This window comes from Citrobacter sp. BIDMC107, assembly GCF_001037575.1.
Lineage (GTDB): Bacteria > Pseudomonadota > Gammaproteobacteria > Enterobacterales > Enterobacteriaceae > Citrobacter > Citrobacter freundii.
Genome location: NZ_KQ089848.1, coordinates 2053887 through 2079462 on the forward strand (window position 1 = coordinate 2053887; position 25576 = coordinate 2079462).

Here is a 25576-nt window from a genome sequence, read left to right on the forward strand (position 1 = left end):
GGATAAGCACAGCAACATCCGGCAATAAGAACCATGAGGCTCAAATGATCCGCGTTGAAAATGTCAGTAAAACCTTTGTCCTGCATCAGCAAAACGGCGTGCGTCTGCCGGTGCTGCAAAACGCCACGCTGGAAGTGAAAAACGGCGAATGCGTGGTGCTGCACGGTCACTCGGGTAGCGGCAAATCCACGCTGCTGCGATCGCTGTACGCCAACTATCTGCCGGATGAAGGACACATCCACATTCGCCACAGCGATGAGTGGGTCGATCTGGTGCAGGCCCCAGCGCGCAAAGTGTTGGAAGTTCGCCGTTCAACCATCGGCTGGGTGAGCCAGTTCCTGCGCGTAATCCCCAGGATTTCCGCGCTGGATGTGGTGATGCAACCGCTGCTGGATCTGGGTGTCTCCCGTGAGGAGTGTGCAGCCAAAGCGGCTAACCTGCTTACCCGCCTGAACGTGCCGGAGCGGCTGTGGCACCTGGCACCGTCGACCTTCTCCGGTGGCGAACAGCAGCGCGTCAACATCGCCCGCGGGTTTATCGTCGATTACCCGATTCTGCTGCTCGATGAACCCACCGCCTCGCTGGACGCCAAAAATAGCGCCGCCGTCGTCGCATTGATTGAAGAAGCAAAAGCCCGCGGCGCAGCAATTGTCGGTATTTTTCACGATCAAACCGTGCGCGACCGCGTAGCGGATCGTCTGCATCTGATGGGAACAACAGCATGATTATCAATAATGTAAAGCTGGTACTGGAAGATGACGTGGTGCAAGGATCGCTGGAAATCGAGGGCGGGGTCATTCGCGCCTTTGCTGAAAGTCCGAGCAGCCTACCTGAGGCGCTGGACGGCGAAGGCGGCTGGCTGCTGCCAGGGCTTATCGAGCTGCATACCGATAATCTCGACAAATTTTTTACCCCGCGCCCGAAGGTAGACTGGCCTGCCCACTCGGCGATGAGCAGCCACGACGCGCTAATGGTCGCCAGCGGCATTACCACCGTGCTGGACGCAGTGGCGATTGGCGATGTGCGCGACGGTGGTGACCGTCTGGAAAATCTGGAGAAGATGATCAACGCGGTGGAAGAGACGCAAAAGCGTGGGGTCAATCGCGCCGAGCACCGCTTGCACCTGCGCTGCGAGCTGCCGCATCACACTACCCTGCCGCTGTTTGAAAAACTGGTCGGTCGTGAGCCGGTGACGCTGGTGTCGCTGATGGATCATTCCCCCGGCCAGCGTCAGTTCGCCAATCGTGAGAAGTACCGCGAGTATTATCAGGGCAAGTATTCGCTCACCGACGAGCAGATGGCCCGTTATGAAGAAGAACAGTTAGCGCTGGCTGCGCGTTGGTCACAGCCCAACCGCACGGCGATTGCCCAGATGTGCCGTGAGCGCCAGATTGCGCTGGCAAGCCATGACGATGCCACCTGCGATCATGTGCTGGAATCGCATCAACTTGGCAGCGTGATCGCCGAATTTCCCACAACTTTCGAAGCCGCCGATGCCTCACGCCAGCATGGCATGAACGTGCTGATGGGCGCACCTAACATCGTGCGCGGCGGTTCTCACTCCGGCAACGTGGCGGCACATAGGCTGGCTGAGCTGGGGCTGCTGGATATTCTCTCCTCCGACTACTACCCCGCCAGCCTGCTCGATGCGGCATTTCGCGTAGCGGATGACGACGCTAACCGCTTTACGCTGTCGCAGGCTATTCGTCTGGTGACCCGCAATCCGGCGCGGGCCTTAAATCTCGACGATCGCGGCGTTATTGCCGAAGGTAAACGCGCGGATCTGGTGCTGGCGCATCGCAAAGGCGGCAACATCCATATCGACCACGTCTGGCGTCAGGGCAAAAGGGTATTCTGACTATGGGTAAACTGATCTGGCTGATGGGGCCGTCCGGCTCCGGTAAGGACAGTCTGCTGGCAGAATTGCGCCAGCAGGAACCGGCGCAACTGCTGGTGGCGCATCGCTACATCACCCGTGCCGCCAACGCCGGGAATGAAAATCATATTGCGCTAAGTGAACCAGAGTTTTTTACCCGCGCCGGGCAGAATCTGCTGGCGCTGAGCTGGCACGCCAACGGCTTCTACTACGGCATCGGCGTGGAGATAGACCTCTGGCTGCACGCTGGTTTTGATGTGGTGGTCAACGGCTCGCGTGCGCATCTGCCCCAGGCGCAGGCCCGTTATGGCGCTTCTTTGCTTCCCATTTGCTTACAGGTTTCTCCGGCAATTCTCCGCCAGCGCCTGCAGGCTCGTGGGCGGGAGAGCGAAACGGAAATCGCCGCCCGTCTTGAACGCGCAGCCCGCTACGCCCCGTATGACTGCCACGTCCTGAATAACGATGGTAGTTTGCTACAGTCTGTCGATACACTGCTCGCACTGATGGGACGCAAGGAGAAGAAACATGTCTGTCTGTGAATTACGCCGCGCCACGCTCTACGATACCGATGCGGTTTACGCGCTCATCTGCGAGTTGAAGCAGGGTCAATTTGACCTGCAGGCTTTTAGCACTGGTTACGCCGCTAATCTGCAAGATGCCAATATGCACTACCAGCTGGCACTGATCGACGGACAGGTCGTCGGCTTGATCGGTCTACACCTGCAGTTTCATCTGCACCACGCCAACTGGATTGGCGAAATCCAGGAACTGGTGGTGATGCCGCAGGCGCGAGGGTTAAGGGTTGGCAGCCAGCTACTGGCCTGGGCCGAAGCCGCCGCACGCGAAGCGGGCGCAGAAGTCACCGAGCTTTCCACCAGCACCCAACGCCTTGACGCACACCGTTTTTACCAGCGCGAAGGCTATACCATGAGCCATTTTCGCTTCACCAAACCGCTGTAGGGGGAGCCATGAGTCTGACCATTACGCTAACGGGAACGGGCGGCGCACAGCTGGTGCCGACATTTGGCTGCGACTGTGCGGCCTGCCAACGAGCACGCTTACAGGCGCAATATCGTCGACGCCCTTGTAGCGGGGTGGTCAAATTCAACAATGCGGTGACGCTGCTGGACGCGGGGATCCCGCATCTGATGAACGACTGGCCAGCGGGCAGCTTCCAGCAGTTTCTGTTGACCCACTATCATATGGATCACGTGCAGGGGCTGTTTCCGCTGCGCTGGGGCGTAGGGGCGACTATCCCGGTGTACGGACCGCCGGATGAACAGGGTTGCGACGATCTGTTTAAGCATCCCGGCATCCTCGATTTTAGCCATACCGTCGCGCCATTCGTAGTGTTTGACCTGCAAGGATTGCAGGTCACGCCGCTACCGCTCAACCATTCAAAGCTGACGTTTGGTTATCTGCTGGAGACCGCACATAGCCGCGTGGCGTGGCTCTCCGATACCGCCGGACTTCCCGACAAGACGCTGAAGTTTCTCCACAATAACCAACCCCAGGTGATTATCATCGACTGCAGCCATGCCCCGCGCACCGAGCCACCGCGCAATCACTGTGATTTAAATACCGTTATCGCGTTGAACGACATTATCCGCTGTCCACGGGTGATCCTGACGCATATCAGCCATCAGTTCGACCTGTGGATAATGGAAAACCAGCTTCCCGCAGGGTTTGAGGCAGGATATGACGGAATGGAGATTATGCTGGAGTAAGGAAATTTGCCGGATGCGATGAAAACATCTTATCCGGCCGACAAGACGACAGCCAGGCGACTTTTCCATAAGCATAGAGAGATTGCAATGCATACATGCACTGTGCTCAAGTGCATGCATTGACATAAAATGGCGAGATGTTGAGCTGACAGCGAAATCCCTTACAGGGGATAAAATATTCTTACATTTAGATAGTTACAGTTAACGATCGTAATCTTCTTCCATTCTGCGTTCTTCGTCTTCTAACTGACGCCGTTCTTGATCAAGCTGGCGCTGACGGTCATCCAGTTGGCGACGTCGATCTTCAAACTGGCGGCGGCGATTGTCATATTGCCTGCGCCGGTCGTCACTCATCTGGCGCTGCCAGCTTTCATCACGGGAATCATCATAATCCCGCCCGTTGTCCGGTTTGTATGCGTCGTTTATCGCCTGCTGAATATTACCAATGGCGTCATCGATAATATCCGCCTGCGCCGATACGGTGGTCAGCATCAGCAAACTAAAAAGAAGGAATGTCGCGGAGCGTTGCATAAAACCAGCCTCATCAAGAAACTCGCCCCACGGTAACCAAAGCGTATTTGCGCGGGTAGCGGAGGAATCTCAATTACGCGAATGCCGCAGCGCCTGCGCCAGCTCTCCCCGGGTAAAAGGCTTACGCAATAGTGCCACATCAGGCAGCGCCGGGTTATGCGCCGGGCGTAAATCCTGACCGCTCATCAGCAAGATGGACACCTGCGGATAATGTGCCTGGGCATGGTTAACCACATCCACGCCGCTTAAACCACCAGGCAGCATTAAGTCGCTGATAAAAATATCAATCTCGGATGAAGCCGCCAGCATATGCATCGCCTGTTCGCCGTTGGCGGCCTCTAACGTCAGGTAGCCCAGCAGGTGTAATTGCTCGCACAACGTCTGGCGTACATCGTCCTCATCCTCGAGCACCAACACCAGTTTTTCATCGTTGGTCGTTGTGTGTTGCGCTACCGCTTCCACTTGAGCCTGCACCGGAACAACGGCGCGAGGCAGTTGCAGCCGGACAGTCGTTCCCTGCCCGGGGGCGCTTTCAATCTCCACCCGGCCACCGGACTGGCGCACAAAACCGTAAACCATCGACAGCCCAAGCCCACTGCCGCTGCCGGTCTGTTTGGTGGTGAAAAATGGCTCGAAGACCTGCGCTTTCACTTCCTGCGACATCCCACTTCCCTGGTCGGCTACCTCCAGCATCACCATGTCCTGCTTACGCCCATCGCTGCGCGTAACCCGTTGATTCCAGGTACGGATTTTTATCGTGCCCGCCTGCCCGTCCATGGCGTCACGGGCGTTCATCACCAGATTGATAATGGCGTTTTCCAGTTGGCTGACGTCAATCCACGCGGGCCAGGCAGGCGACTGGGCTTCAATCTCCAGCGTCAACGTGGCCGGAAGAGAGTGGCGCATCAGTTCGCCCAGGTTTTCCAGCAGCGTTTTCAGCTCCACCGCATGAGGGTGCAATGACTGTTTGCGCGAAAAGGCCAGCAGCCGTTGGGTAAGCAGCGCCCCGCGCTCGGCGGCTTTTAGCGCCCGATTGACCCGTGGCGCATCGGGCGACTCCGGATTCACCAAATCCAGACTGCCAATAATCACCGCCAGCAGGTTATTGAAATCATGCGCTAATCCACCCGTCAGTTGCCCAACCGCCTTCAGCTTTTGGCTGTGCAACAGCGCTTCTTCCAGCCCCTGACGCTCGGTGCGATCGATTTCCATCTGGCTGGTTTTTTCTTTTAGCAGTCGAGTGGTGTGCTCCAGCGATGCCGTATTGCGGGCAAAGACGCTAAAGGCGCGGGCCAGCTCGCCCAGCTCATCGCGCCGCTGCAGGGCCGGGACACTGACGTCTGATTCACCGTGCGCCAGTCGGGTCATCGCCCGCGAAATGGCCGTTAGGTTGGAGCCGAGATTACGGTAGATATACCACCCGGCAAAACCGGTGATCACCACCGCCAGCAGCGCAAACACTAAAATAAACAACGCGCCGGATTGCAGTTCCTGATGGTTTTGCGCCACCCGCTGCTCTGAGATCAGCGCCACCTGCGAGGCATACTGGTTGATATCGCTGTTGAGGATCGCCACCAACGCTTTGATGTGGAACATATACCAATTGATGGCCAAATCACTTTGCTCCAGCGCGGAGGAGAGCGGCTCCAGCTTATGCAGCTCCTGGTTGAAGTCGTTGAGGATACCGCTAATCAGCGGATTGGCATGCAGCAAGGGAAGAGCGGGCATCACTGCATCCAGTTGTTTCACCACCGAACGCGGCGTGGGCGTGTCGATGGCGGCAACAATTAAGCGGTCCATCTGCCCCAGCAGCACATCGTCCTGCGCGCCGGTGAGCTTTTGCAGATGACGTAAATAGCTTTGATTCTGATACAGCGAACTGAGCAGCGCGTTACGTTCCAGGTGCCGCCGCTGACCGCGCTGCAACATACCTTCTACGCTGCTTTGTAACTCCTGGCTGCGCTGGATAATTCGCTCGACCAGCACCGGCTCCTGCTGTGCCAGCGGCGCGGTAGCCAGTTGTTCCAGCGACTGCTTCAGCGCCCTTTGCGTCTCCTGCAGCCGCTCCGCTTCCCCTTTGTATTCCAGCGCCCCGACTACCTGCGACAGCCGCACCGCCGCTGTCGCGACGTTCGCCGTATCCCGTGCCAGGTTCATGCTGCCGGTCATGTCGTCAACGGTTTGCTGCTGCACCTGCTCCTGGATCTGGCTTGCGTGCTGAAACCCCAGCACCGCCACGCCGCTCACCATCAGCGTGACCGCCACCACCAGCAGATTGAAGAACAGCAATCGTCCACGCGCACTGGCGAAAAAGTGACGTCCCGGTTGCGGCATATCACGCTCCGTGAAGAAAAATCGCAATATGACAAATATGAACGGCTTCTGACATTTTGCATTTACATTCCTGTGATGGACTGCTGATATCGGCCACCCCACAGGAGATCCGCCATGAGCAGGACACCGGTTCTGGAGATGCGCAACATTGCTAAAGCGTTTGGCAAATTTTACGCGCTGAAAGGGGTCGATTTAACGGTCTGGCCGGGCGAGATTCATGCCCTGATGGGCGAGAACGGTGCGGGGAAAAGCACCCTGATGAAGATCCTCGCGGGCGCCTATACCGCCACCAGCGGTGAAATCCTGATTGACGGTCAGCCGTTTCACATTCGCGGTCCCAAAGATGCACTCAGCGCAGGCATCACGCTGATTTATCAGGAGATGCAGCTCGCGCCGAACCTGACGGTGGCAGAAAATATCTTTCTTGGCAGCGAGCTGTCGCGCGGCGGTCTGGTCCAGCGTAAAGAGATGGTCATGCAGTCACAGAAAGTCATCGATCGACTCGGCGCCCAGTTTAAGGCCAGCGACCGTGTGATGACGTTGACCATCGCCGAACAGCAGCAGGTTGAAATTGCCCGTGCCCTGCACCGTAACAGCCGCATTCTGGTGATGGATGAACCCACCGCCGCCCTCTCCTCACGTGAAACCCACCGCCTGTTTGAACTGATCATGCGCCTGCGCGATGAGGGGATGGCGATTATCTACATCAGCCACCGCATGGCGGAAGTGTACGAACTCTCCGATCGCGTCAGCGTCCTGCGCGACGGGCAATATGTTGGCAGCCTGACCCGCGACAAGCTCAACGCCTCGGAGCTGGTGCGCATGATGGTGGGCCGTCCGTTGAGCGATCTGTTCAACAAAGAGCGCGATATTCCCTTAGGTAAAGCACGCCTCAACGTCCATCACCTTACCGACGGCCATAAAGTCCAGCCGTGCAGCTTGCTGGTGCGCTCCGGGGAGATCGTCGGCCTGGCCGGGTTAGTCGGCGCAGGGCGTTCTGAACTGGCGCAGCTGATTTTTGGCGTGCGCAAAGCCATCGGCGGCATGATTGAAGTGGACGGTGAACCGGTGGTGATCCACTCCCCGCGCGAAGCAATTGACCACGGCATTGGCTTTCTGACGGAAAACCGCAAAGAGCAGGGATTATTTTTAGAGCTGGCAGCGGCAGAAAACATCACCATGGCAACGCTGGAACGTGACGCGAACTGGGGCATGCTCGATCGCAAAAAGGCGCAGGCGATTTCTGATGACGCCATCAAATTGCTCAATATTCGCGTCCCGCATGCCCAGGTCCGCGCAGGCGGCTTGTCCGGCGGCAACCAGCAAAAGCTGCTGATTTCGCGCTGGGTGGCGATCGGGCCACGCATTTTGATCCTCGATGAACCCACGCGCGGTGTGGACGTCGGCGCCAAAAGCGAGATCTACCGGATCATGAACGATATGGCGCGCAAAGGCGTGGCGATCCTAATGATCTCCAGCGAACTGCCGGAAGTGGTCGGGATGAGCGACCGCGTGTACGTCATGCGCGAAGGCAGTATTGCCGGCGAGCTGAACGGACAAAGTATTACCCAGGAAAATATTATGACGCTGGCAACCGGCGTGAACGACTCCCATCATCAGGCGGTACCCCATGAATAATCCAACCACTCCCCAGCAGGTGGCGAAATCCGCCTCCGCAAAAAAAATGCTGATGAGCGATCTGATGCAAACGGTCGGTATCTTACCGATTCTCATCCTGATAGTGGCGGTGTTTGGCTTTATCGCGCCTAACTTTTTTACCGAGAGTAACCTGCTGAATATTACCCGTCAGGCGTCGATCAACATCGTGCTGGCCGCTGGCATGACCTTCATTATTTTAACCGGCGGCATCGATCTTTCGGTTGGTTCGATTCTCGGCACCACCGCCGTCGCAGCCATGGTGGTTTCTCTCATTCCTGAGTTTGCCATGCTGTCAGTCCCTGCTGCACTGTTGCTCGGCATGGTGCTGGGGTTGTTTAACGGCGCGCTGGTCGCTTTTGCCGGCCTGCCGCCGTTTATCGTCACGCTTGGAACCTATACGGCGCTGCGCGGCGCAGCTTACCTGCTGGCCGACGGCACGACGGTGATTAACTCCAACATCAGCTTTGAGTGGATCGGTAACAACTATCTCGGTCCGGTTCCGTGGCTGGTGGTCATTGCGCTGGCGGTGGTGGTGGTGTGCTGGTTCATTCTTAGGCGCACCACACTCGGCGTTCATATCTATGCGGTTGGCGGCAATATGCAGGCCGCGCGCTTAACCGGTATCAAAGTGTGGCTGGTGCTGCTGTTCGTCTACGGCATGAGCGGTTTGCTCTCAGGTCTTGGCGGGGTGATGAGCGCCTCGCGGCTGTACAGCGCCAACGGCAACTTAGGCATGGGTTACGAGCTGGACGCCATCGCGGCGGTGATCCTCGGCGGCACCAGCTTTGTTGGCGGGATCGGCACCATCACCGGCACGCTGGTGGGGGCGTTGATCATTGCCACGCTCAATAACGGCATGACGCTGATGGGCGTCTCCTATTTCTGGCAATTGGTGATCAAAGGGGCGGTGATCATCATAGCGGTGCTGATCGACAAATACCGTACCCGACACCATCAAAGTGCATAGACAAGCTTACTGGCCTACTCATTCGTAGGCCTGATAAGCGCAGCGCCATCAGGCGTATAACAACAATACCCTACGTGAGGAAACGAGTATGCGTTTGAAGCCATTAGTGACCGCGCTCTGTGCTGGCGCCCTGCTTGCTGCAGCTCCATTTGTGCAGGCAAAAGAACTGAAATCCATCGGCGTTACGGTGGGCGATCTGGCCAACCCGTTCTTCGTGCAGATCACCAAAGGCGCGGAGCTGGAAGCACGCAAACTGGCAGGTGATAGCGTTAAAGTCACGCTGGTTTCCAGCGGCTACGATCTGGGGCAACAGGTGTCGCAAATCGACAACTTTATTGCCGCCAAAGTCGACATGATTATCCTTAACGCCGCCGACTCCAAAGGCATTGGCCCGGCGGTTAAACGCGCGAAAGACGCCGGGATCGTGGTGGTTGCCGTTGACGTAGCGGCGGAAGGCGCAGACGCGACCATAACTTCCGATAACACTCAGGCAGGCGAAATGGCCTGTAAATACATTACCGACCGTCTGAAAGGGAAAGGCAACGTCGTCATCATCAACGGGCCGCCGGTTTCCGCCGTCCAGAACCGCGTGGAAGGCTGCCAGACGGAGTTTAAACGCCACCCGGACATCAAGGTGCTGTCGCATAACCAAAACGCCAAAGGCAGTCGCGAAGGCGGGCTGGAGATCATGACCGCGTTGCTGGCGGCGAATCCGAAGATCGACGGCGTATTCGCCATTAACGATCCCACGGCGATCGGCGCCGATCTGGCGGCAAAACAGGCGCAGCGTAGCGAATTCTTTATTGTCGGCGTAGATGGATCCCCAGACGGTGAAGAAGCGCTGAAGCGCGAAAACTCACTATTTGTGGCGACTCCGGCACAAGATCCGCAGGTGATGGCTGCCAAAGCGGTTGAAATCGGCTATGACATATTGCAGGGGAAACCAGCCCCGAAAGAACCCGTGCTGATCCCAGTGACGATGATCGATAAAAACAACGTCGGCAGTTATAAGGGTTGGACGGTTAAATAGCCCGCCACAACAACGCCGGTTGGCGGCAAAGATGCCTTATCCGGTCTACAAGATCGCTATGAATTTGTAGGCCGGATAAGCGCGGCGCCATCCGGCATTATATTAAGGAGGATTCTGCCGATGAAACGCTCCGCAATAAACGAGATCCTTGGGCACACGCGCCAGTTTTTCTCTCAGCACGACGTGCATCTCCCCCCTTTTGCCAGCTTCCCCCCGACCCAATGGCGCAAGCTTGATGCCAGTGCCTGGAGCGAAGTGTTCGACCTTAAGCTCGGCTGGGATGTCACCGCGTTTGGCGGCAACAATTTCGCCGCGCAAGGATTAACGCTGTTCACCCTGCGTAATGGTTCGCCGAAAGGCATGCCTTACGAGAAATGCTACGCCGAGAAAATCATGCATGTTCGCGATGCACAGGTCACGCCGATGCATTTTCACTGGCGCAAACGCGAAGACATTATCAATCGCGGCGGCGGCAATCTCATTGTAGAACTGTGGAATGCCGGTATCCGCGAGCAAACGGAAGACAGCGACGTTAGCGTGGTAATTGACGGCTGTCGGCAAACCCATGCCGCAGGCAGTCAACTGCGCCTGACGCCGGGTGAAAGCATCTGCCTGCCGCCGGGCCTGTATCACAGCTTCTGGGCGGAAGAAGGTTTTGGCGACGTGCTGGTTGGCGAGGTCTCTTCTGTTAATGACGACGACCACGACAACCATTTTCTGCAACCGATTTCCCGCTACAACGACATTGAAGAAGACGAACCGGCGCTGCTGGTACTGTGTAACGAATATCGCCTGTTCCGCTAACCAAGGAGCACATTATGCCGTTGATCTCACTCGCTGATGGCCTTGCCCATGCCCGCGAGCACCGCTATGCCTTAGGGGCGTTTAACGTTCTGGATTCACATTTCCTGCGTGCGTTGTTTGCCGCGGCAAAGCAAGAACGTTCGCCGTTTATTATCAACATTGCCGAGGTGCATTTTAAATATATCTCGCTGGATTCTCTGGTCGAAGCGGTCAAGTTCGAAGCCGCCAGACATGACATTCCCGTAGTGCTGAATCTTGACCACGGCCTGCACTTTGAGTCGGTGGTGCGAGCGTTACGCTTAGGTTTCAGCTCAGTGATGTTCGATGGCTCCACGCTGGAGTACGAAGAAAATATCCGTCAGACCCGCGAAGTGGTGAAGATGTGCCACGCCGTCGGCGTGTCGGTGGAAGCTGAGTTGGGCGCAGTCGGTGGCGATGAAGGCGGTGCGCTGTACGGTCATGCCGACGAATCACTGTTTACCGACCCAATGCTGGCGCGTGATTTCGTTGACAGAACCGGGATTGACGCGCTGGCGGTCGCCATTGGCAATGCCCACGGCAAATATAAAGGCGAACCGCTGCTCGACTTCCCGCGTCTGGACGCCATTCGCCAGCAGGCGGCAATCCCGCTGGTACTGCACGGTGGCTCCGGCATCAGCGACGACGATTTCAAGCGCGCAATTGAACTCGGCATTCACAAAATCAACTTCTATACCGGCATGTCGCAGGCGGCGCTGTCGGCAGTGGAGACGCGGATGGCGAATCGTCAGCCCTTATATGACGAATTCGCCGAACTGCTGCTCGGCATTGAGGAAGCCATTACCGATACCGTTTCAGAACAGATGCGCATTTTTGGCAGCGCGGGGCGGGTCTGATGGAACGCAAAGGCGTTATCGCCGCAGGCAACATGCTGGTCGATCATGTGCATCAAATTGTGCAGTGGCCGGAACGCGGCTGGTTGGCGGAAATCACCCGTAGCGAACGCGCCACGGGCGGTGCGCCGCTTAATGTGCTGCTGACGCTGGCAAAAATGCACACTGGGCTGCCGTTGCAGGCGGTGGGGTTAATCGGTCAGGATAGCGATGGCGACTACATCATGGCGATGCTGGAGCAGTATCACGTTAATCGCCAACACGTGCAGCGCACGACATTCGCGCCCACGTCAATGTCGCAGGTGATGACCGATCCCAGCGGTCAGCGCACCTTTTTCCACTCGCCGGGCGCCAACAGACTGCTGGATTTGCCCGCTTTTGAGCAACTGGATACCTCGATGAAAATCTTCCATCTGGGATATCTGCTGCTGCTCGACAGTCTGGACATGCCGGATAAGGAGTACGGGACGCGTAGCGCAAGGCTGCTGGCGCAAATGCGCGACAACGGCTTTGAAACATCGCTGGATCTGGTCTCACGCAAGGGCGACCCGCGCTACCAGCCACTGGTGATGCCAGCCTTGCGCCATCTCGACTATCTGGTAATTAACGAGCTGGAAGCCGGAGAATTTAGCGGGCTGGAGATCCGCCAGTCCAACGGCGAGCTACATATCCCGCATATCGCTACCGCCGCGCGCGAATTATTGGATGCAGGCGTACGCCAGCGGGTGGTTATTCACTGTCCGGAAGGTGCCTGGGGTGAAGCGCCGGATCTGCCGGGCACCTGGATCCCGTCGCAGTACCTGGCGCAGGAGGAGATCGTTGGCAGCGTCGGGGCGGGTGATGCGTTTTGCGCCGGATTTTTGTATGGCTGTCATGAGCGCTGGTCGCTGACGGACAGCGTCAGGTTGGCACACGCCTGTGCGCGGGCAAGCTTGCTGTGCGCCAATGCGATAGACGGCGCGAAGACGCTGGCAGAGTTAAAAGCAGAAATGGTTGACGCCTGATGCGCTGCGCTTATCAGGCCTACGGGATCGTTGTCGCTTTTGTCGGCCGGATAAGACGTTTACGCCGCATCCGGCAACTGCACACGATCACGCCGCCTTATCGTGATGCTGCACGTCGGCGGCAAACACATAACCCAACCCGCGCAGGGTTTTGATCAACATCGGTTGATGCGGGTTAATCTCTATTTTTCGCCGCAAGCGCATGATTAACACGTCAATAGTGCGGTCAAACACCTCAACGCTGTCGCTGCGCGTCAGCTCCAGCAGTTGTTCCCGGCTCAGCACCCGGCGGGCATTTTGGGCCAGCGCCAACAGCAGGCTGTATTCCCCCTGCGTCAGGTCCACCTTCAATTGCTGAGGATTACGAAGCTGGCAACCGGCGGTATCGAGATGCCAGCCATTGAAAGAAAGCCCCGTGGTCTGCGGGCCGCCGCTTTCTGCCGTTAACACGCCAACGCGTCTGAGCACCGCCTTTACCCGAGCCACCAGCACCCGCGCATTGAACGGTTTACCGATATAGTCGTCAGCGCCCATTTCCAGCCCGACCACCACATCCGACTCGCTACCAAGCCCGGTCAGCATCACCACCGGTAATCCAGGCCTCATCTTTTGCACCTGCTGCAGCACCATCAGACCGTTGATGTCGGGCAACATCATATCCAGCAATACCAGCGCGATCTCCGGCTGAGTCTCAATGCAGCGCAACGCCTCCTGCCCGGTGTGACAAGCGGTCACCGCAAAGACGTGTTCGTTCAGCACATCCTGTAAAAGCGAGCAGACTGCCACGTCATCATCCACAACCAGAACAACGGGTTTCATCATTCGACTCCGTCCACTTCGTTATCATCTTATTGTGAGTAATATCAGGCGAAGTGAAAGAGCACACATGATCTATCTGATAAAAATATAATCCTTGTCACACTATTCAGTAAACATAATAGGTTTTCCTCTGCTCAGCACTTTGGGCACAAATACCTAATAAGAATAACTACGCAGATCACACTTCCTTTCTTTAAAATAAACCATTCGAACTTATGATAATGACAAAATTAAAGCAGCGATATTTACTATTTTAATAAATTCACAGTACATATGATAAATGGAGATTCATATGAATAAATCTCAGCCGTTCCGCCTGAGCAGGATTTTTATTGCATTGGTCGCGACTACCGGAATATTAGTTAGTCCTGTATTTGCCAGTGAATCATCCCAACCAGCGTCACAATATACAAAGCAACAGAATCAACATTATTTAACATCATTACCTTTTGCCGATCGCCAGGATTTTGACGATGCGCAGCGTGGTTTTATCGCACCACTGCCTAACCAAGGTATTCTTAAAAATGCCGACGGAAAACCCTTTTATCGCGCAGAAGATTATAAGTTTGATATCAATGCCCCAGCACCAGAAACAGTAAACCCCAGCTTATGGCGACAGTCGCAGATCAACGGTATTTCGGGCTTGTTTAAAGTCACTGAACGGATGTATCAGGTACGCGGCCAGGATATTTCCAATATCACTTTTATCGAAGGTGATACAGGTATTATCGTTATCGACCCATTGGTTACCGCTGGGGCAGCAAAAGCCAGCCTGGACCTCTACTATCAACATCGTCCGCAAAAACCGATTGTTGCCGTTATTTATACCCATAGCCATACCGATCACTATGGCGGTGTGAAAGGCATTGTCTCTGAAAATGACGTGATATCTGGCAAAGTGCAGATTATCGCCCCGGCAGGCTTTATGGAAGAAGCCATCAGTGAAAACGTATTGCTGGGCAATATTATGAGTCGCCGTGCTCTGTTCTCCTACGGTCTGCTTCTGCCTCGTAACCCACAAGGAAATATCGGCAACGGTCTGGGCGTCACGCTGACAACAGGTCTGCCGACTATCATTGCCCCAACCCAATCAATCATCAAAACCGGTGAGAAAAAAGTCATCGACGGCCTGGAGTTCGATTTCCTGATGGCGCCAGGCAGCGAGGCGCCTTCCGAAATGCACTTATATATTCCGGCGCTCAAAGCGCTCTGTACGGCAGAAAATACGACGCACACGCTGCATAACTTCTATACGCTACGCGGTGCAAAAACACGCGATACCAGCAAATGGACCGAGTATCTGAACGAAACACTTGATATGTGGGGCAGCCAGGCAGAAGTGTTGTTTATGCCGCATACCTGGCCCGTCTGGGGTAATCAGCATATTAACGACTATATCGGTAAATATCGCGACACCATCAAGTATATCCACGATCAAACTCTGAATATGGCTAACCAGGGCTATACGATGAATGAGATTGGCAACATGATTCAACTACCACCAACGCTCGCCAATAACTGGGCCAGTCGTGGCTACTACGGTTCGGTCAGCCATGACGCGCGTGCGGTCTACAACTTTTACCTCGGCTACTTCGACGGCAACCCGGCAAATCTGGATCCTTACGGACAGACAGATATGGGTAAACGCTACGTCAAAGCGTTGGGTGGTGCAAAACAGACCATTGAGCTGGCTCAGGAAGCCTATGACAAGGGTGATTATCGCTGGACGTCAGAACTGCTCAAGCACGTGATTTCCGCTGAACCAGACAACCAGGCGGCTAAGAATCTGCAAGCGAATGCGTTTGAACAGCTGGGCTATCAGGCCGAGTCCGCCACCTGGCGCGGTTTCTACCTCACCGGCGCGAAAGAACTGCGTGAAGGCGTGCGTAAATTTACACACGGCACCACCAATTCCCCGGACACCATCAACGGAATGAGCGTAGAAATGCTGCTCGATTACATGGCCGTTCGTCTGGACAGTGAGAAAGCATCAGGTAAACACATCAGCCTGAACTTCAACCTGGACAAAGGCGAGAACCTGAATCTGACGCTCAACAACAGCGTGCTCAATCATCGTCAGACCCTGCAACCAGATGCCGACACCTCATTCTATATCAGCCGTACAGATCTGCACGACGTGCTGACAGGCCAGGTGAAAATGAGCGATCTGGTACACGCGAAGAAAGTCAAAGTGATTGGCAAAGCCGCGAAGTTGGATGAAGTGATAGCGATGCTGGATCAATTTGATTTGTGGGTTAATGTCGTTACACCCAATTAATAACAAGCCGCTTCCAGAGATATTTTCAATCTCTGGAAGCATATTTATTCACACAACAATGTGCAATCGCAAAAACAATAGAATAAATAAATGAATTATGAACTCGGTGGGCATGCAAAGATATTTTATCTCGTTAAAAAATTGCCATACTGCTGACGCTTTATATTTTTATATTCACTCATGATATTGTTCGCGATAAACAGGATGTATTTTGTTATGCAAACGGTTAACTCCAGCATTGTGATACCGCTGAGAATAATAGGCTGGTTTCTCTCGCTGCCATTATTAACAGGATGCAACTTCTCTCCCGCCATTCCGGTCATCGGTGCTTACTATCCCGACTGGCTGTTCTGCCTTATTGGCGGTGTCATCCTGACACTCATAACCCGAAAATTCATTCTGCATAAATATAGCGGATTGGCCTTTATCGGGATTATTTATACCGCCCTTTTTGCCCTCTACTCCATGCTGTTCTGGCTGGTATTTTTCTAACTTATTTTGAGACGCCCCTATGGAAAGCTCGTCGAAAAAAGCTCCGCGTAACAAACTTCCCGCGCTGATGCTGTTGGTACTTGCGCTGGTTATTTTGGTCTTCGTCATCTGGAAACTGGATAGCTCACCCGCGACCAATGACGCCTACGCCTCAGCCGACACCATCGATGTCGTGCCAGAAGTCAGTGGTCGCATTGTCGAACTGGCTGTTTCCGATAACCAGCAGGTCAAGCAAGGTGATGTGCTGTTTCGTATCGATCCCCGTATCTATGAAGCGAATCTGGCAAAAGCACAAGCGTCGCTCGCCGCTCTGGATAAACAGATCATGCTGACCCAGCGCAGCGTAGATGCACAACAATATGGTGCTGACTCCGTACGGGCTACGGTAGAAAAAGCGCGAGCAGCCGCTAAGCAAGCCAGCGATACTCTGCGCCGTACCGAACCACTACTGACGGAAGGTTTTGTCTCCGCGGAAGATGTTGATCGCGCCAGAACGGCACAACGCGCCTCAGCGGCAGATCTTAATGCGGTGTTATTACAGGCGCAGCAGGCTGCCAGCGCGGTGAGTGGCGTTGATGCCCTGGTAGCTCAGCGCATCGCCGTAGAAGCCGATATCGCCCTGACCAAACTGCATCTTGAAATGGCAACAGTACGCGCACCCTTCGATGGCCGCGTGGTGGCATTAAAAACCTCCGTCGGGCAGTTTGCTTCCGCCATGCGACCCATTTTTACCCTGATTGACACCCGTCACTGGTACGTAATCGCCAATTTTCGCGAAACAGAGCTGAAAAATATCCATGCAGGCACACCAGCCAATGTTCGCCTGATGAGCGACAGCGGCAAAGTGTTTGTCGGTAAAGTGGATTCAATCGGCTACGGTGTATTACCTGATGATGGCGGTATGGTGCTGGGCGGTTTGCCGCGTGTTTCCCGCTCTATCAACTGGGTTCGCGTTGCCCAACGCTTCCCGGTAAAAATCGTGGTAGATAAACCGGATGAAGAGATGTTTCGCATCGGCGCATCGGCGGTTGCTACCCTTGAGCCACAGAAATGAAAGCACTTAACTGTTTGCCTCTGCCACTGGTCAGGCTATTGGCGTTTTTTCACGAAGAATTAAGCGAACAACGTCCCGGAAGACTCCCACAAATCATGCAGCTCTGGGCGGGTTGCCTGCTGGTGGTACTGATCTCGATGACCTATGAGATCCCCTTCCTGGCGCTTTCGCTTGCCGTACTCTTTTATGGTATCCAGTCCAATGCTTTCTATACCAAATTCGTGGCGATTCTCTTCGTCGTCGCCACAGCATTAGAGATAGGTAGTTTATTTCTGATCTACAAATGGTCTTATAGCTACCCTCTGGTCCGTCTGATCATTGCCAGCCTGATCGTTCTGGCCTGCATGTTCCTGATGCGAACCCATCGCCTGGGGCTGGTTTTCTTTGCCGTGTCGATTGTTGCAATATACGGGCAATCTTTCCCCGGCATGCTCGACTACCCCGAGGTCGTCGTTCGCCTGACGTTATGGTGCATCGTCGTTGGTCTGTACCCCACGCTACTGATGACGCTGATCGCCGTTTTGTGGTTTCCCAGCCGCGCTGTCAACCAAATGCGCGAAGCCCTGCGTGCCAGGCTGGGTGATGCCCTCAATTACCTGACGGCACCGATAACACCGCTTGCGGAAAAATACATCGAACGAGAAGTGCTGGCGCTGCAAAAGCTGAACATCTTTTGTCTGGCAGATGACGCAGACTGGCGAGAAAAAAGTGCCTGGTGGCAGGCTTGCGTTGCCACAACCACCTATCTGTACACTACTCTCAATCGCTACGATTTCACGGCACATAACCCGGCAACCCGCGATCTCCAGCAGAAACTGTGCCGTGAAATAACCGCACTGCAAGATGCGGTTGCTCGAGGTATGCCCTGGCAAAGTGAATGGGAACTCAGTCAGGCAGAAGCCGCAACGGCCCGCGAATGCGGCCTGGAGCCCCTGTGCCAAACCCTGCTACAGCTTGGTCACATGGACCCTAATACGCCGCCAGCTCCTGTCGCTAAACCGCCCTCAATGGTATCTGACGCGTTCACCAACCCAGGCTATATTCGCTACGCATTAAAAACACTGCTGGCATGTCTGATTTGCTATGTCTTTTATTCCGGTACCGACTGGGAAGGCATCCACACCTGCATGCTGACCTGCATTATTGTCGCGAACCCCAGTATCGGCTCGTCATACCAGAAGATGGCACTGCGCTTCGGCGGCGCATTTTTCGGCGCAATTCTGGCCCTGCTGATGACGATTTTTGTCATGCCCTGGCTGGACAATATCGTCGAACTTCTCCTGGTGCTGGCGCCACTTTTCCTGATGGGTGCCTGGATTGCCACCGGCTCAGAACGTTCCTCTTATATCGGAACCCAAATGGTCGTCACCTTCGCGCTGGCAACGCTTGAAAACGTCTTTGGCCCAACCTACGACCTGGTGGAAATCCGCGATCGCGCCTTCGGCATTTTGATCGGCACTCTTGTTTCTGCGGTGATCTACACCTTTGTCTGGCCGGAAAGCGAAGCCAAAGCGCTGCCACAAAAACTGGCAAGCTCGCTGGGACTGCTCAGCAAATTACTGCGGATCCCACGTCAGCAGGATGCTGTTCTCATGCGCACTTATCTTCAGATGCGTATTGGTCTCCATGCGACGTTTAACGCCTGTGATGAAATGTGCGAGAGGGTCGCGCTGGAACGCCAACTCCCCGGCGATGAACGCATGGCGCTTATTCAACGTAGTCAGCGCGTTATTCACCTGGGCCGTGACATTCTCTATGCCTGGGATACCACCCGAAATGACGCCCCGACGCTGGATAACGCGGTATTGCTGGAGAGCGCAACACACCTGGCCGATGCGCTGGAAAAATACGCAGCCGACCTGGCGACAGCATCCAGCCTTCCGCCGTCGATTGAAAACCTGTCCCCATCTCAAGACATTTTACCAACGTTACCCAAACAGGAGCGCTGCATCATACAGCAGATAACCTGTTTACCCGACTGGACTCACCCGACGCTAATACCAGCAAGCGAGCAGGAGCAAGGAACCTCCCAATAATGAACCGATATCTCCCTCGATTACTCTTCTGCGGCATACTCAGCGGCGCAACGGTCCTTTCCGGCTGTGCACTGATCCGCAAAGATTCTGCACCACATCCGCAATTACAGCCTGAGCAGATCTCACTGGCTAAAGACATTCATCTGGCAAGCTCAGGATGGCCACAGGCACAGTGGTGGCGGCAGTTTAACGACCCACAGCTAAACTCGCTTATTGAAGCAACGCTGTCTGGCTCCCATAACCTCGCCGAAGTGAAGCTGCGTGAAGAGAAAGCGCAGTCGCAGACTGAACTGCTGGAAGGGCGTTCTCAGCTCCAGATGGCAGCGCTGGGCATGATTAACCGCCAGCGAGCGTCTGCCAACGGCTTCCTCGGCCCCTACGCGCTGGATGCGCCACGATTAGGGATGGACGGCCCCTACTACACTGAAGCGACGATTGGTCTGGTCGCCGGACTGGATCTCGACCTGTGGGGCGAGCATCGTTCCGCTGTCGCGGCAGCTATTGGCGCACAAAATGCCGTGATTGCCGAAACCGCAGCAGTGGAACTCTCCCTGACGACCGGCGTCGCGCAGCTGTATTACAGTATGCAAGCCAGCTACCAGATGCTTGATTTGTTGCAGCAGACCCACGATGTGATTGATTATGCCGTGAAGGCCCACCAGAGTAAGGTCGCTCACGGGCTGGAAGCAAAAGTACCGTACCATGGCGCACGTGCGCAATTGCTGGCAGTGGACAAGCAAATCGTCGCGGTTGAAGGACAAATCAAAGAAACTCGGGAATCACTCCGGGCGCTGATCGGTGCCGGCGCAAAAGATCTGCCTGAAATCAAACCGGTCGCACTGCCAACAGTCGATACAGGAATACCCGCAACGCTCTCCTACGACCTGCTTGCCAGACGTCCGGACTTGCAGGCTATGCGCTGGTATGTGCAGGCTTCGCTGAGCCAGGTCGAGGCCGCTCGCGCCCTGTTTTATCCGAGCTTTGATATCAAAGTCTTCTTCGGTTTAGACGCTATCCATATCGATCAACTGTTCAAAAGCACCAGCAGGCAGATCAACTTCATCCCCGGCCTGCGTTTACCGCTGTTTGACGGGGGTCGTCTGAATGCCAATCTGGAAGGCGCCCGCGCAACCAGCAATATGATGATAGAGCGCTACAACCAGTCGGTGCTCAATGCAGTGCGCGATGTCGCGATTAACGGAACACGTCTGCAAACGCTCAATGAACAACGGGTAATGCAGATGGAACGCGTAGATGCCACGCATTACACGCAAGCAGCAGCAGACGCAGCTTACCAGCGAGGCCTGAGCAGTCGCCTGCTGGCAACAGAGGCCAAATTACCCGTGATCGCAGAAGATATGTCGCTCCTGGTCATAGATACCCAACGACTCATGCAGAATATTCAACTCATCAAAGCGCTTGGCGGAGGTTATCAGGCCCCTGCTAACAAGAAGTAGCGTTCTCCGACCTCGCCGCGTGATATCCGTCACGCGGCATTTTCTTTCGTCACGTCAAATATGACGACAGCCTGTTTTTCGTCAGGGTTTTGCGCAAAATTCGCCCGTAATATCGATGAATGCCCCTGATAAAAACATGGCATAAAAGATGCATAACAAAAACGACAAGCGCGTATGCGCGATTTGATTAACTGGAGCGAGACCGATGAAAAAAGTCGTCACGGTTTGCCCATATTGCGCATCAGGTTGCAAAATCAACCTGGTGGTCGATAACGGCAAAATCGTCCGGGCTGAAGCGGCGCAGGGGAAAACCAACCAGGGTACTCTGTGTCTGAAGGGCTACTATGGCTGGGATTTTATCAACGATACCCAGATCCTGACCCCTCGTCTGAAAACCCCAATGATCCGTCGCCAGCGTGGCGGCAAACTGGAATCTGTTTCCTGGGATGAAGCGCTTGATTACGTCGCCACTCGTCTGAGCGCCATCAAAGCGAAGTATGGCCCGGACGCTATTCAGACGACCGGTTCATCTCGCGGTACGGGTAACGAAACCAACTATGTAATGCAAAAATTCGCGCGCGCCGTTATTGGTACCAATAACGTTGACTGCTGCGCTCGCGTCTGACACGGCCCATCGGTTGCAGGTCTGCACCAATCGGTCGGTAACGGCGCAATGAGTAATGCTATCAATGAAATTGATAACACAGATTTAGTGTTCATCTTCGGGTACAACCCGGCGGATTCCCACCCGATCGTGGCGAATCACGTGATTAACGCTAAACGTAACGGGGCGAAAATCATCGTCTGCGATCCGCGCAAAATTGAAACCGCGCGTATTGCCGACATGCACATCGCGTTGAAAAACGGCTCGAACATCGCGCTGCTCAACGCCATGGGTCATGTCATCATCGAAGAAAAACTGTACGACCAGGCGTTCGTCGCCTCCCGTACGGAAGGATTCGAAGAGTACAGCAAGATTGTCGAAGGTTACACGCCGGAGTCCGTCGAAGATATCACTGGCGTTAGCGCGCAGGATATTCGTCAGGCTGCACGTATGTATGCCACGGCAAAAAGCGCGGCTATCCTGTGGGGTATGGGTGTTACCCAGTTCTATCAGGGCGTGGAAACCGTGCGTTCACTGACCAGCCTCGCAATGCTGACCGGCAACCTCGGTAAGCCAAGCGTGGGCGTTAACCCGGTTCGTGGCCAGAACAACGTTCAGGGTGCATGCGACATGGGCGCGCTGCCGGATACCTATCCGGGTTATCAGTACGTTAAGTTCCCGGAAAACCGCGAGAAATTCGCTAAAGCCTGGGGCGTGGAAAGTCTTCCTGCACATACCGGTTATCGCATCAGCGAACTGCCGCACCGTGCTGCGCATGGCGAAGTCCGCGCGGCGTACATCATGGGTGAAGATCCATTACAGACCGATGCTGAACTCTCCGCAGTGCGCAAAGGCTTTGAGGATCTGGAACTGGTCATCGTGCAGGATATCTTCATGACCAAAACCGCCGCTGCCGCAGACGTTATTTTACCGTCTACGTCATGGGGTGAGCATGAAGGCGTATTCTCCGCGGCTGACCGTGGCTTCCAGCGCTTCTTTAAAGCCGTTGAGCCGAAGTGGGATCTGAAAACGGACTGGCAGATTATCAGTGAAATCGCCACCCGTATGGGCTATCCGATGCACTACAACAACACCCAGGAAATCTGGGACGAGTTGCGTCATCTGTGCCCGGATTTCTACGGTGCCACTTACGAGAAAATGGGCGAACTGGGTTATATCCAGTGGCCTTGCCGCGACACCTCAGAAGCCGATCAGGGGACGTCTTATCTCTTTAAAGAGAAGTTCGACACCCCGAACGGCCTGGCGCAGTTCTTCACCTGCGACTGGGTAGCGCCAATCGACAAACTCACCCCAGAGTACCCAATGGTACTGTCTACGGTGCGTGAAGTCGGCCACTACTCTTGCCGTTCGATGACCGGTAACTGTGCGGCGCTGGCCGCGCTGGCGGATGAACCGGGCTATGCCCAAATCAACACCGCCGACGCAGAACGCCTGGGCATCCAGGACGAAGAACTGGTGTGGGTTAACTCGCGTAAAGGTCGGGTCATTACCCGTGCGGCAGTCAGCGATCGTCCAAACAAAGGCGCGATTTACATGACCTACCAGTGGTGGATTGGCGCATGTAATGAGCTGGTAACCGAGAACTTAAGCCCGATTACCAAAACGCCAGAGTATAAGTACTGTGCCGTTAACGTTGAACGCATTGCCGATCAGCGCGCTGCCGAGCAGTATGTTATTGATGAGTACAACAAGCTGAAAGCCAGTCTGCGCGAAAGCGCGATGGGTTAGTCCGTTTACGTACCTGTTCTGCAACAGCCTCCGCCCGGAGGCTGTTTTTTTATCCATACGATCTCTTTATACTGTTCATTCCGTACCCTAAATAAAACTCAAAATGAAACAACTCATTGCATTGATGTTCTTTATGACATTCTTTGCCCATGCCAGTGATACTGAGCCAGGAAGCCAGTACTTACAGGCCGCTGAGGCAGGGGACCGTCGCGCACAGTACTTTCTTGCCGATACCTGGTTCAGTTCGGGCGATTTGAGCAAAGCCGAGTATTGGGCGCAAAAAGCCGCCGACAATGGCGATGCCGACGCCTGCGCGCTCCTGGCGCAAATCAAAATTACGAATCCGGTCAGTCTGGATTACCCCCAGGCCAAAACGCTGGCGGAAAAGGCAGCCAAAGCGGGCAGTAAAGCAGGAGAACTCACCCTGGCGCGGATTCTGGTCAACACCCAGGCAGGACACACAGATTACCCCAAAGCCATTACCTTGCTGCAAAACGCCTCTGAAGATCTGGAAAATGACTCCGCCGTCGACGCGCAAATGCTGCTCGGGCTGATTTACGCCAACGGCGTGGGGATCCCCGCAGACGATGAAAAAGCGACATGGTATTTCAAACGCAGCTCCGCCATCTCCCGCACCGGTTATTCCGAGTACTGGGCCGGAATGATGTTCTTAAACGGCGAGCAGGGTTTTATCGTGAAGAATAAACAGAAGGCGCTACACTGGCTGAATCTGAGCTGTATGGAAGGGTTCGATACCGGCTGCGAAGAGTTTGAAAAGTTAACAAACGGGTAATGGTTTGCATTGCCGGATGGCGGCATAAACGCCTTATCCGGCCTACAGTTCACCGTCTTCCGTAGGCCGGATAAGCGCAGCGCCATCCGGCAATCTTTCATTAATTAATGATTAGCGGTCTTATCAAATTTACCCAGCATCTCGCGCTCGTAAGCCAGCGCCTTCTTGCGGTCAAATTTGTGCTCCCACTTGGCGATAACCAGCACCGCCAGCGCATTCCCCACCACATTCAGCGCGGTACGCGCCATGTCGAGGATACGGTCAACACCGGCAATAAACGCCAGGCCTTCCAGCGGGATCCCCACGCTGCCAAGCGTAGCCAGCAGTACCACGAAGGAGACGCCCGGCACGCCCGCAATCCCTTTCGAGGTCACCATCAACGTCAACACCAGCACGATTTCCTGCCACAGCGACAGGTCGATACCATACAGCTGCGCAATAAAGATCGCGGCAATACTCTGGTACAGCGTTGAACCATCAAGGTTGAATGAGTAGCCGGTCGGCACCACAAAGCTGGTGATTGAAGCCGGTGCGCCATAGGCTTCCATCTTCTCGATAATACGCGGCAGTACGCTCTCGGAACTGGCGGTAGAGTAAGCCAGAATCAGCTCATCTTTCAAAATGCGGATCAGGATCCAGATGCTCAGACCGCAGATACGCGCCACAATCCCCAGCACCACCAGCGCGAAGAACAGGATGGCAAAATGTACCAACAGCACCAGTTTCGCCAGCGGCCACAGGGAGGCAAAACCGAAGTTCGCGACGGTCACAGCAATCAGCGCAAAAACACCGACTGGCGCATAACGCATCACCATGTGGGTCACTTTAAACATGGTTTCTGAAATCGAGCGGAACACGGTCACCAGCGGCTCGCGGTGGGTTGCTGGTAGGGAAGACAAGCCTAAACCAAACAGCACCGAGAAGAAGATAATCGGCAACATATCGCCTTTCGCCATCGACGCGACGATATTAGTCGGCACCAGCGACACAATCGTGCCCATCAGGCCATGCGCGTGGCTCTGCACTTCTGCGGTCGTATTTTGATATTTCGAAATATCCACGGTCGCCAGTTGCGACATATCAATCCCGGAACCCGGCTGGAAAACATTCGCCAGCGTGATGCCAAGAATAATCGCTACGGTGGTGATCACTTCGAAATAGAGAATGGTTTTGGCGCCAATACGGCCCAGCTGTTTTGCATCACCCACCCCGGCAATACCAACCACCAGCGTGGAGATAACAATCGGCACGACGATCATTTTGATCAGATGGATAAAGATATCGCCCGCCGGAGACAGCAGGTTGACCACCAGCCATTCGCGGCTGTCGCTATGGTAATGCAGGTAACTCCCTAGCAGAATGCCCAGCACCATGGCGATTAGAATCTGCCATGCCAGGCTGACTTTCAAATTTTTCATAACAACGGACTTCCTCGATGGAGCGCTATTCCACATGCGGTGTGTGGGAATAGTACATACTGAAAGGGTATG

At 54.9% G+C, this 25576-nt stretch carries 22 protein-coding genes; 18 read left to right on the forward strand and 4 right to left on the reverse strand.

Features of this window, described 5'->3' with window-relative positions; genetic code table 11:
* Positions 1-44: 44 nt before the first annotated feature.
* From phnL to phnP, 5 genes are read left to right on the forward strand one after another with little or no spacing between them, the layout of a single operon-like run.
* The gene (gene phnL, locus SK39_RS09510) at positions 45-725 is read left to right on the forward strand and encodes a phosphonate C-P lyase system protein PhnL (protein ID WP_003841104.1); all 681 of its coding nucleotides are present in this window, start codon (positions 45-47) and stop codon (positions 723-725) included.
* Positions 722-1858, forward strand: coding sequence for an alpha-D-ribose 1-methylphosphonate 5-triphosphate diphosphatase (gene phnM, locus SK39_RS09515; RefSeq protein WP_003031811.1), 1137 nt, complete (start codon positions 722-724; stop codon positions 1856-1858). The genes phnL and phnM overlap by 4 nt, the downstream gene beginning before the upstream one ends.
* Positions 1859-1860: 2 nt before the next feature.
* The gene (phnN, locus tag SK39_RS09520; protein WP_003844764.1) at positions 1861-2415 is read left to right on the forward strand and encodes a ribose 1,5-bisphosphokinase; all 555 of its coding nucleotides are present in this window, start codon (positions 1861-1863) and stop codon (positions 2413-2415) included.
* On the forward strand, positions 2402-2836 hold the full coding sequence (gene phnO / locus SK39_RS09525; protein ID WP_032948341.1) for an aminoalkylphosphonate N-acetyltransferase: 435 nt from the start codon (positions 2402-2404) through the stop codon (positions 2834-2836). The genes phnN and phnO overlap by 14 nt, the downstream gene beginning before the upstream one ends.
* 8 nt (positions 2837-2844) lie before the next feature.
* The gene (phnP, locus tag SK39_RS09530; RefSeq protein WP_048216939.1) at positions 2845-3603 is read left to right on the forward strand and encodes a phosphonate metabolism protein PhnP; all 759 of its coding nucleotides are present in this window, start codon (positions 2845-2847) and stop codon (positions 3601-3603) included.
* Between the two features lie 201 nt (positions 3604-3804).
* On the opposite strand, the gene yjdP is transcribed toward phnP, so the two are convergent.
* Both yjdP and SK39_RS09540 read right to left on the reverse strand, forming a co-directional pair.
* Entirely contained in the window at positions 3805-4134 is a 330-nt protein-coding gene (yjdP, locus tag SK39_RS09535) for a DDRRRQL repeat protein YjdP (RefSeq protein WP_003031807.1), read from the reverse strand.
* Positions 4135-4203: 69 nt separating this feature from the next.
* The gene (locus tag SK39_RS09540) at positions 4204-6468 is read right to left on the reverse strand and encodes a hybrid sensor histidine kinase/response regulator (RefSeq protein WP_048216940.1); all 2265 of its coding nucleotides are present in this window, start codon (positions 6466-6468) and stop codon (positions 4204-4206) included.
* A gap of 114 nt (positions 6469-6582) precedes the next feature.
* On the opposite strand from SK39_RS09540, the gene SK39_RS09545 reads away from it, so the two are divergent.
* From SK39_RS09545 to SK39_RS09570, 6 genes are all read left to right on the forward strand, one after another.
* Positions 6583-8106, forward strand: coding sequence for a sugar ABC transporter ATP-binding protein (locus tag SK39_RS09545; protein ID WP_003844755.1), 1524 nt, complete (start codon positions 6583-6585; stop codon positions 8104-8106).
* On the forward strand, positions 8099-9094 hold the full coding sequence (locus tag SK39_RS09550; RefSeq protein WP_003031803.1) for an ABC transporter permease subunit: 996 nt from the start codon (positions 8099-8101) through the stop codon (positions 9092-9094). The genes SK39_RS09545 and SK39_RS09550 overlap by 8 nt, the downstream gene beginning before the upstream one ends.
* An 88-nt stretch (positions 9095-9182) precedes the next feature.
* Entirely contained in the window at positions 9183-10124 is a 942-nt protein-coding gene (locus SK39_RS09555) for an ABC transporter substrate-binding protein (protein ID WP_003826688.1), read from the forward strand.
* Positions 10125-10244: 120 nt separating this feature from the next.
* Positions 10245-10928 (forward strand): D-lyxose/D-mannose isomerase, encoded by a 684-nt coding sequence (locus SK39_RS09560; RefSeq protein WP_048216941.1) that lies wholly within the window; start codon positions 10245-10247, stop codon positions 10926-10928.
* Positions 10929-10942: 14 nt separating this feature from the next.
* Positions 10943-11803 carry a ketose 1,6-bisphosphate aldolase gene (locus SK39_RS09565; RefSeq protein ID WP_003031787.1) on the forward strand — a complete coding sequence of 287 codons (861 nt, stop codon included), beginning with the start codon at positions 10943-10945 and terminating at the stop codon, positions 11801-11803.
* The gene (locus SK39_RS09570) at positions 11800-12804 is read left to right on the forward strand and encodes a carbohydrate kinase family protein (RefSeq protein ID WP_106107971.1); all 1005 of its coding nucleotides are present in this window, start codon (positions 11800-11802) and stop codon (positions 12802-12804) included. Before SK39_RS09565 ends, SK39_RS09570 begins: the two co-directional genes overlap by 4 nt.
* An 87-nt stretch (positions 12805-12891) precedes the next feature.
* Here SK39_RS09570 and SK39_RS09575 read toward each other — a convergent pair whose 3' ends face one another.
* A complete protein-coding gene (locus SK39_RS09575; protein ID WP_003844752.1) occupies positions 12892-13623 on the reverse strand; it encodes a response regulator in 732 nt (243 codons plus the stop codon).
* A gap of 292 nt (positions 13624-13915) precedes the next feature.
* Between SK39_RS09575 and SK39_RS09580 the strand changes: the two genes are divergently transcribed.
* The 7 genes from SK39_RS09580 to yjcO all read left to right on the forward strand — a co-directional run bounded on the left by SK39_RS09580 (position 13916) and on the right by yjcO (position 24086).
* On the forward strand, positions 13916-15901 hold the full coding sequence (locus SK39_RS09580) for an alkyl/aryl-sulfatase (protein ID WP_048216943.1): 1986 nt from the start codon (positions 13916-13918) through the stop codon (positions 15899-15901).
* Positions 15902-16117: 216 nt separating this feature from the next.
* Complete coding sequence (locus SK39_RS09585; protein ID WP_003844749.1) at positions 16118-16393, forward strand: YtcA family lipoprotein; 276 nt, start codon at positions 16118-16120, stop codon at positions 16391-16393.
* Between the two features lie 19 nt (positions 16394-16412).
* Positions 16413-17447, forward strand: a complete 1035-nt coding sequence (gene mdtN, locus SK39_RS09590) for a multidrug transporter subunit MdtN (protein WP_044714891.1) — start codon at positions 16413-16415, stop codon at positions 17445-17447.
* Positions 17444-19483 (forward strand): multidrug efflux transporter permease subunit MdtO, encoded by a 2040-nt coding sequence (mdtO, locus tag SK39_RS09595; RefSeq protein ID WP_048216944.1) that lies wholly within the window; start codon positions 17444-17446, stop codon positions 19481-19483. Before mdtN ends, mdtO begins: the two co-directional genes overlap by 4 nt.
* Entirely contained in the window at positions 19480-20940 is a 1461-nt protein-coding gene (locus tag SK39_RS09600; protein WP_048216945.1) for an MdtP family multidrug efflux transporter outer membrane subunit, read from the forward strand. The genes mdtO and SK39_RS09600 overlap by 4 nt, the downstream gene beginning before the upstream one ends.
* A 205-nt stretch (positions 20941-21145) precedes the next feature.
* Entirely contained in the window at positions 21146-23293 is a 2148-nt protein-coding gene (gene fdhF, locus SK39_RS09610; RefSeq protein ID WP_080602221.1) for a formate dehydrogenase subunit alpha, read from the forward strand.
* Positions 23294-23396: 103 nt separating this feature from the next.
* Positions 23397-24086, forward strand: a complete 690-nt coding sequence (yjcO, locus tag SK39_RS09615; RefSeq protein ID WP_003031775.1) for a Sel1 family TPR-like repeat protein YjcO — start codon at positions 23397-23399, stop codon at positions 24084-24086.
* Positions 24087-24190: 104 nt separating this feature from the next.
* On the opposite strand, the gene gltP is transcribed toward yjcO, so the two are convergent.
* Complete coding sequence (gene gltP / locus SK39_RS09620; protein ID WP_003031773.1) at positions 24191-25504, reverse strand: glutamate/aspartate:proton symporter GltP; 1314 nt, start codon at positions 25502-25504, stop codon at positions 24191-24193.
* Positions 25505-25576: the final 72 nt, after the last annotated feature.

What these genes read in the sequence shown, in the direction of transcription:
- SK39_RS09575 (WP_003844752.1), bottom strand. Translation starts at nt 13,623, where the DNA reads ATGAAACCCGTTGTTCTGGTTGTGGATGATGACGTGGCAGTCTGCTCG.
- phnL (WP_003841104.1), top strand. Translation starts at nt 45, where the DNA reads ATGATCCGCGTTGAAAATGTCAGTAAAACCTTTGTCCTGCATCAGCAA.
- phnO (WP_032948341.1), top strand. Translation starts at nt 2,402, where the DNA reads ATGTCTGTCTGTGAATTACGCCGCGCCACGCTCTACGATACCGATGCG.
- SK39_RS09585 (WP_003844749.1), top strand. Translation starts at nt 16,118, where the DNA reads ATGCAAACGGTTAACTCCAGCATTGTGATACCGCTGAGAATAATAGGC.
- phnM (WP_003031811.1), top strand. Translation starts at nt 722, where the DNA reads ATGATTATCAATAATGTAAAGCTGGTACTGGAAGATGACGTGGTGCAA.
- mdtN (WP_044714891.1), top strand. Translation starts at nt 16,413, where the DNA reads ATGGAAAGCTCGTCGAAAAAAGCTCCGCGTAACAAACTTCCCGCGCTG.
- SK39_RS09550 (WP_003031803.1), top strand. Translation starts at nt 8,099, where the DNA reads ATGAATAATCCAACCACTCCCCAGCAGGTGGCGAAATCCGCCTCCGCA.
- SK39_RS09555 (WP_003826688.1), top strand. Translation starts at nt 9,183, where the DNA reads ATGCGTTTGAAGCCATTAGTGACCGCGCTCTGTGCTGGCGCCCTGCTT.
- gltP (WP_003031773.1), bottom strand. Translation starts at nt 25,504, where the DNA reads ATGAAAAATTTGAAAGTCAGCCTGGCATGGCAGATTCTAATCGCCATG.
- SK39_RS09540 (WP_048216940.1), bottom strand. Translation starts at nt 6,468, where the DNA reads ATGCCGCAACCGGGACGTCACTTTTTCGCCAGTGCGCGTGGACGATTG.
- SK39_RS09545 (WP_003844755.1), top strand. Translation starts at nt 6,583, where the DNA reads ATGAGCAGGACACCGGTTCTGGAGATGCGCAACATTGCTAAAGCGTTT.
- yjcO (WP_003031775.1), top strand. Translation starts at nt 23,397, where the DNA reads ATGAAACAACTCATTGCATTGATGTTCTTTATGACATTCTTTGCCCAT.
- SK39_RS09580 (WP_048216943.1), top strand. Translation starts at nt 13,916, where the DNA reads ATGAATAAATCTCAGCCGTTCCGCCTGAGCAGGATTTTTATTGCATTG.
- SK39_RS09565 (WP_003031787.1), top strand. Translation starts at nt 10,943, where the DNA reads ATGCCGTTGATCTCACTCGCTGATGGCCTTGCCCATGCCCGCGAGCAC.
- phnN (WP_003844764.1), top strand. Translation starts at nt 1,861, where the DNA reads ATGGGTAAACTGATCTGGCTGATGGGGCCGTCCGGCTCCGGTAAGGAC.
- SK39_RS09560 (WP_048216941.1), top strand. Translation starts at nt 10,245, where the DNA reads ATGAAACGCTCCGCAATAAACGAGATCCTTGGGCACACGCGCCAGTTT.
- mdtO (WP_048216944.1), top strand. Translation starts at nt 17,444, where the DNA reads ATGAAAGCACTTAACTGTTTGCCTCTGCCACTGGTCAGGCTATTGGCG.
- yjdP (WP_003031807.1), bottom strand. Translation starts at nt 4,134, where the DNA reads ATGCAACGCTCCGCGACATTCCTTCTTTTTAGTTTGCTGATGCTGACC.
- phnP (WP_048216939.1), top strand. Translation starts at nt 2,845, where the DNA reads ATGAGTCTGACCATTACGCTAACGGGAACGGGCGGCGCACAGCTGGTG.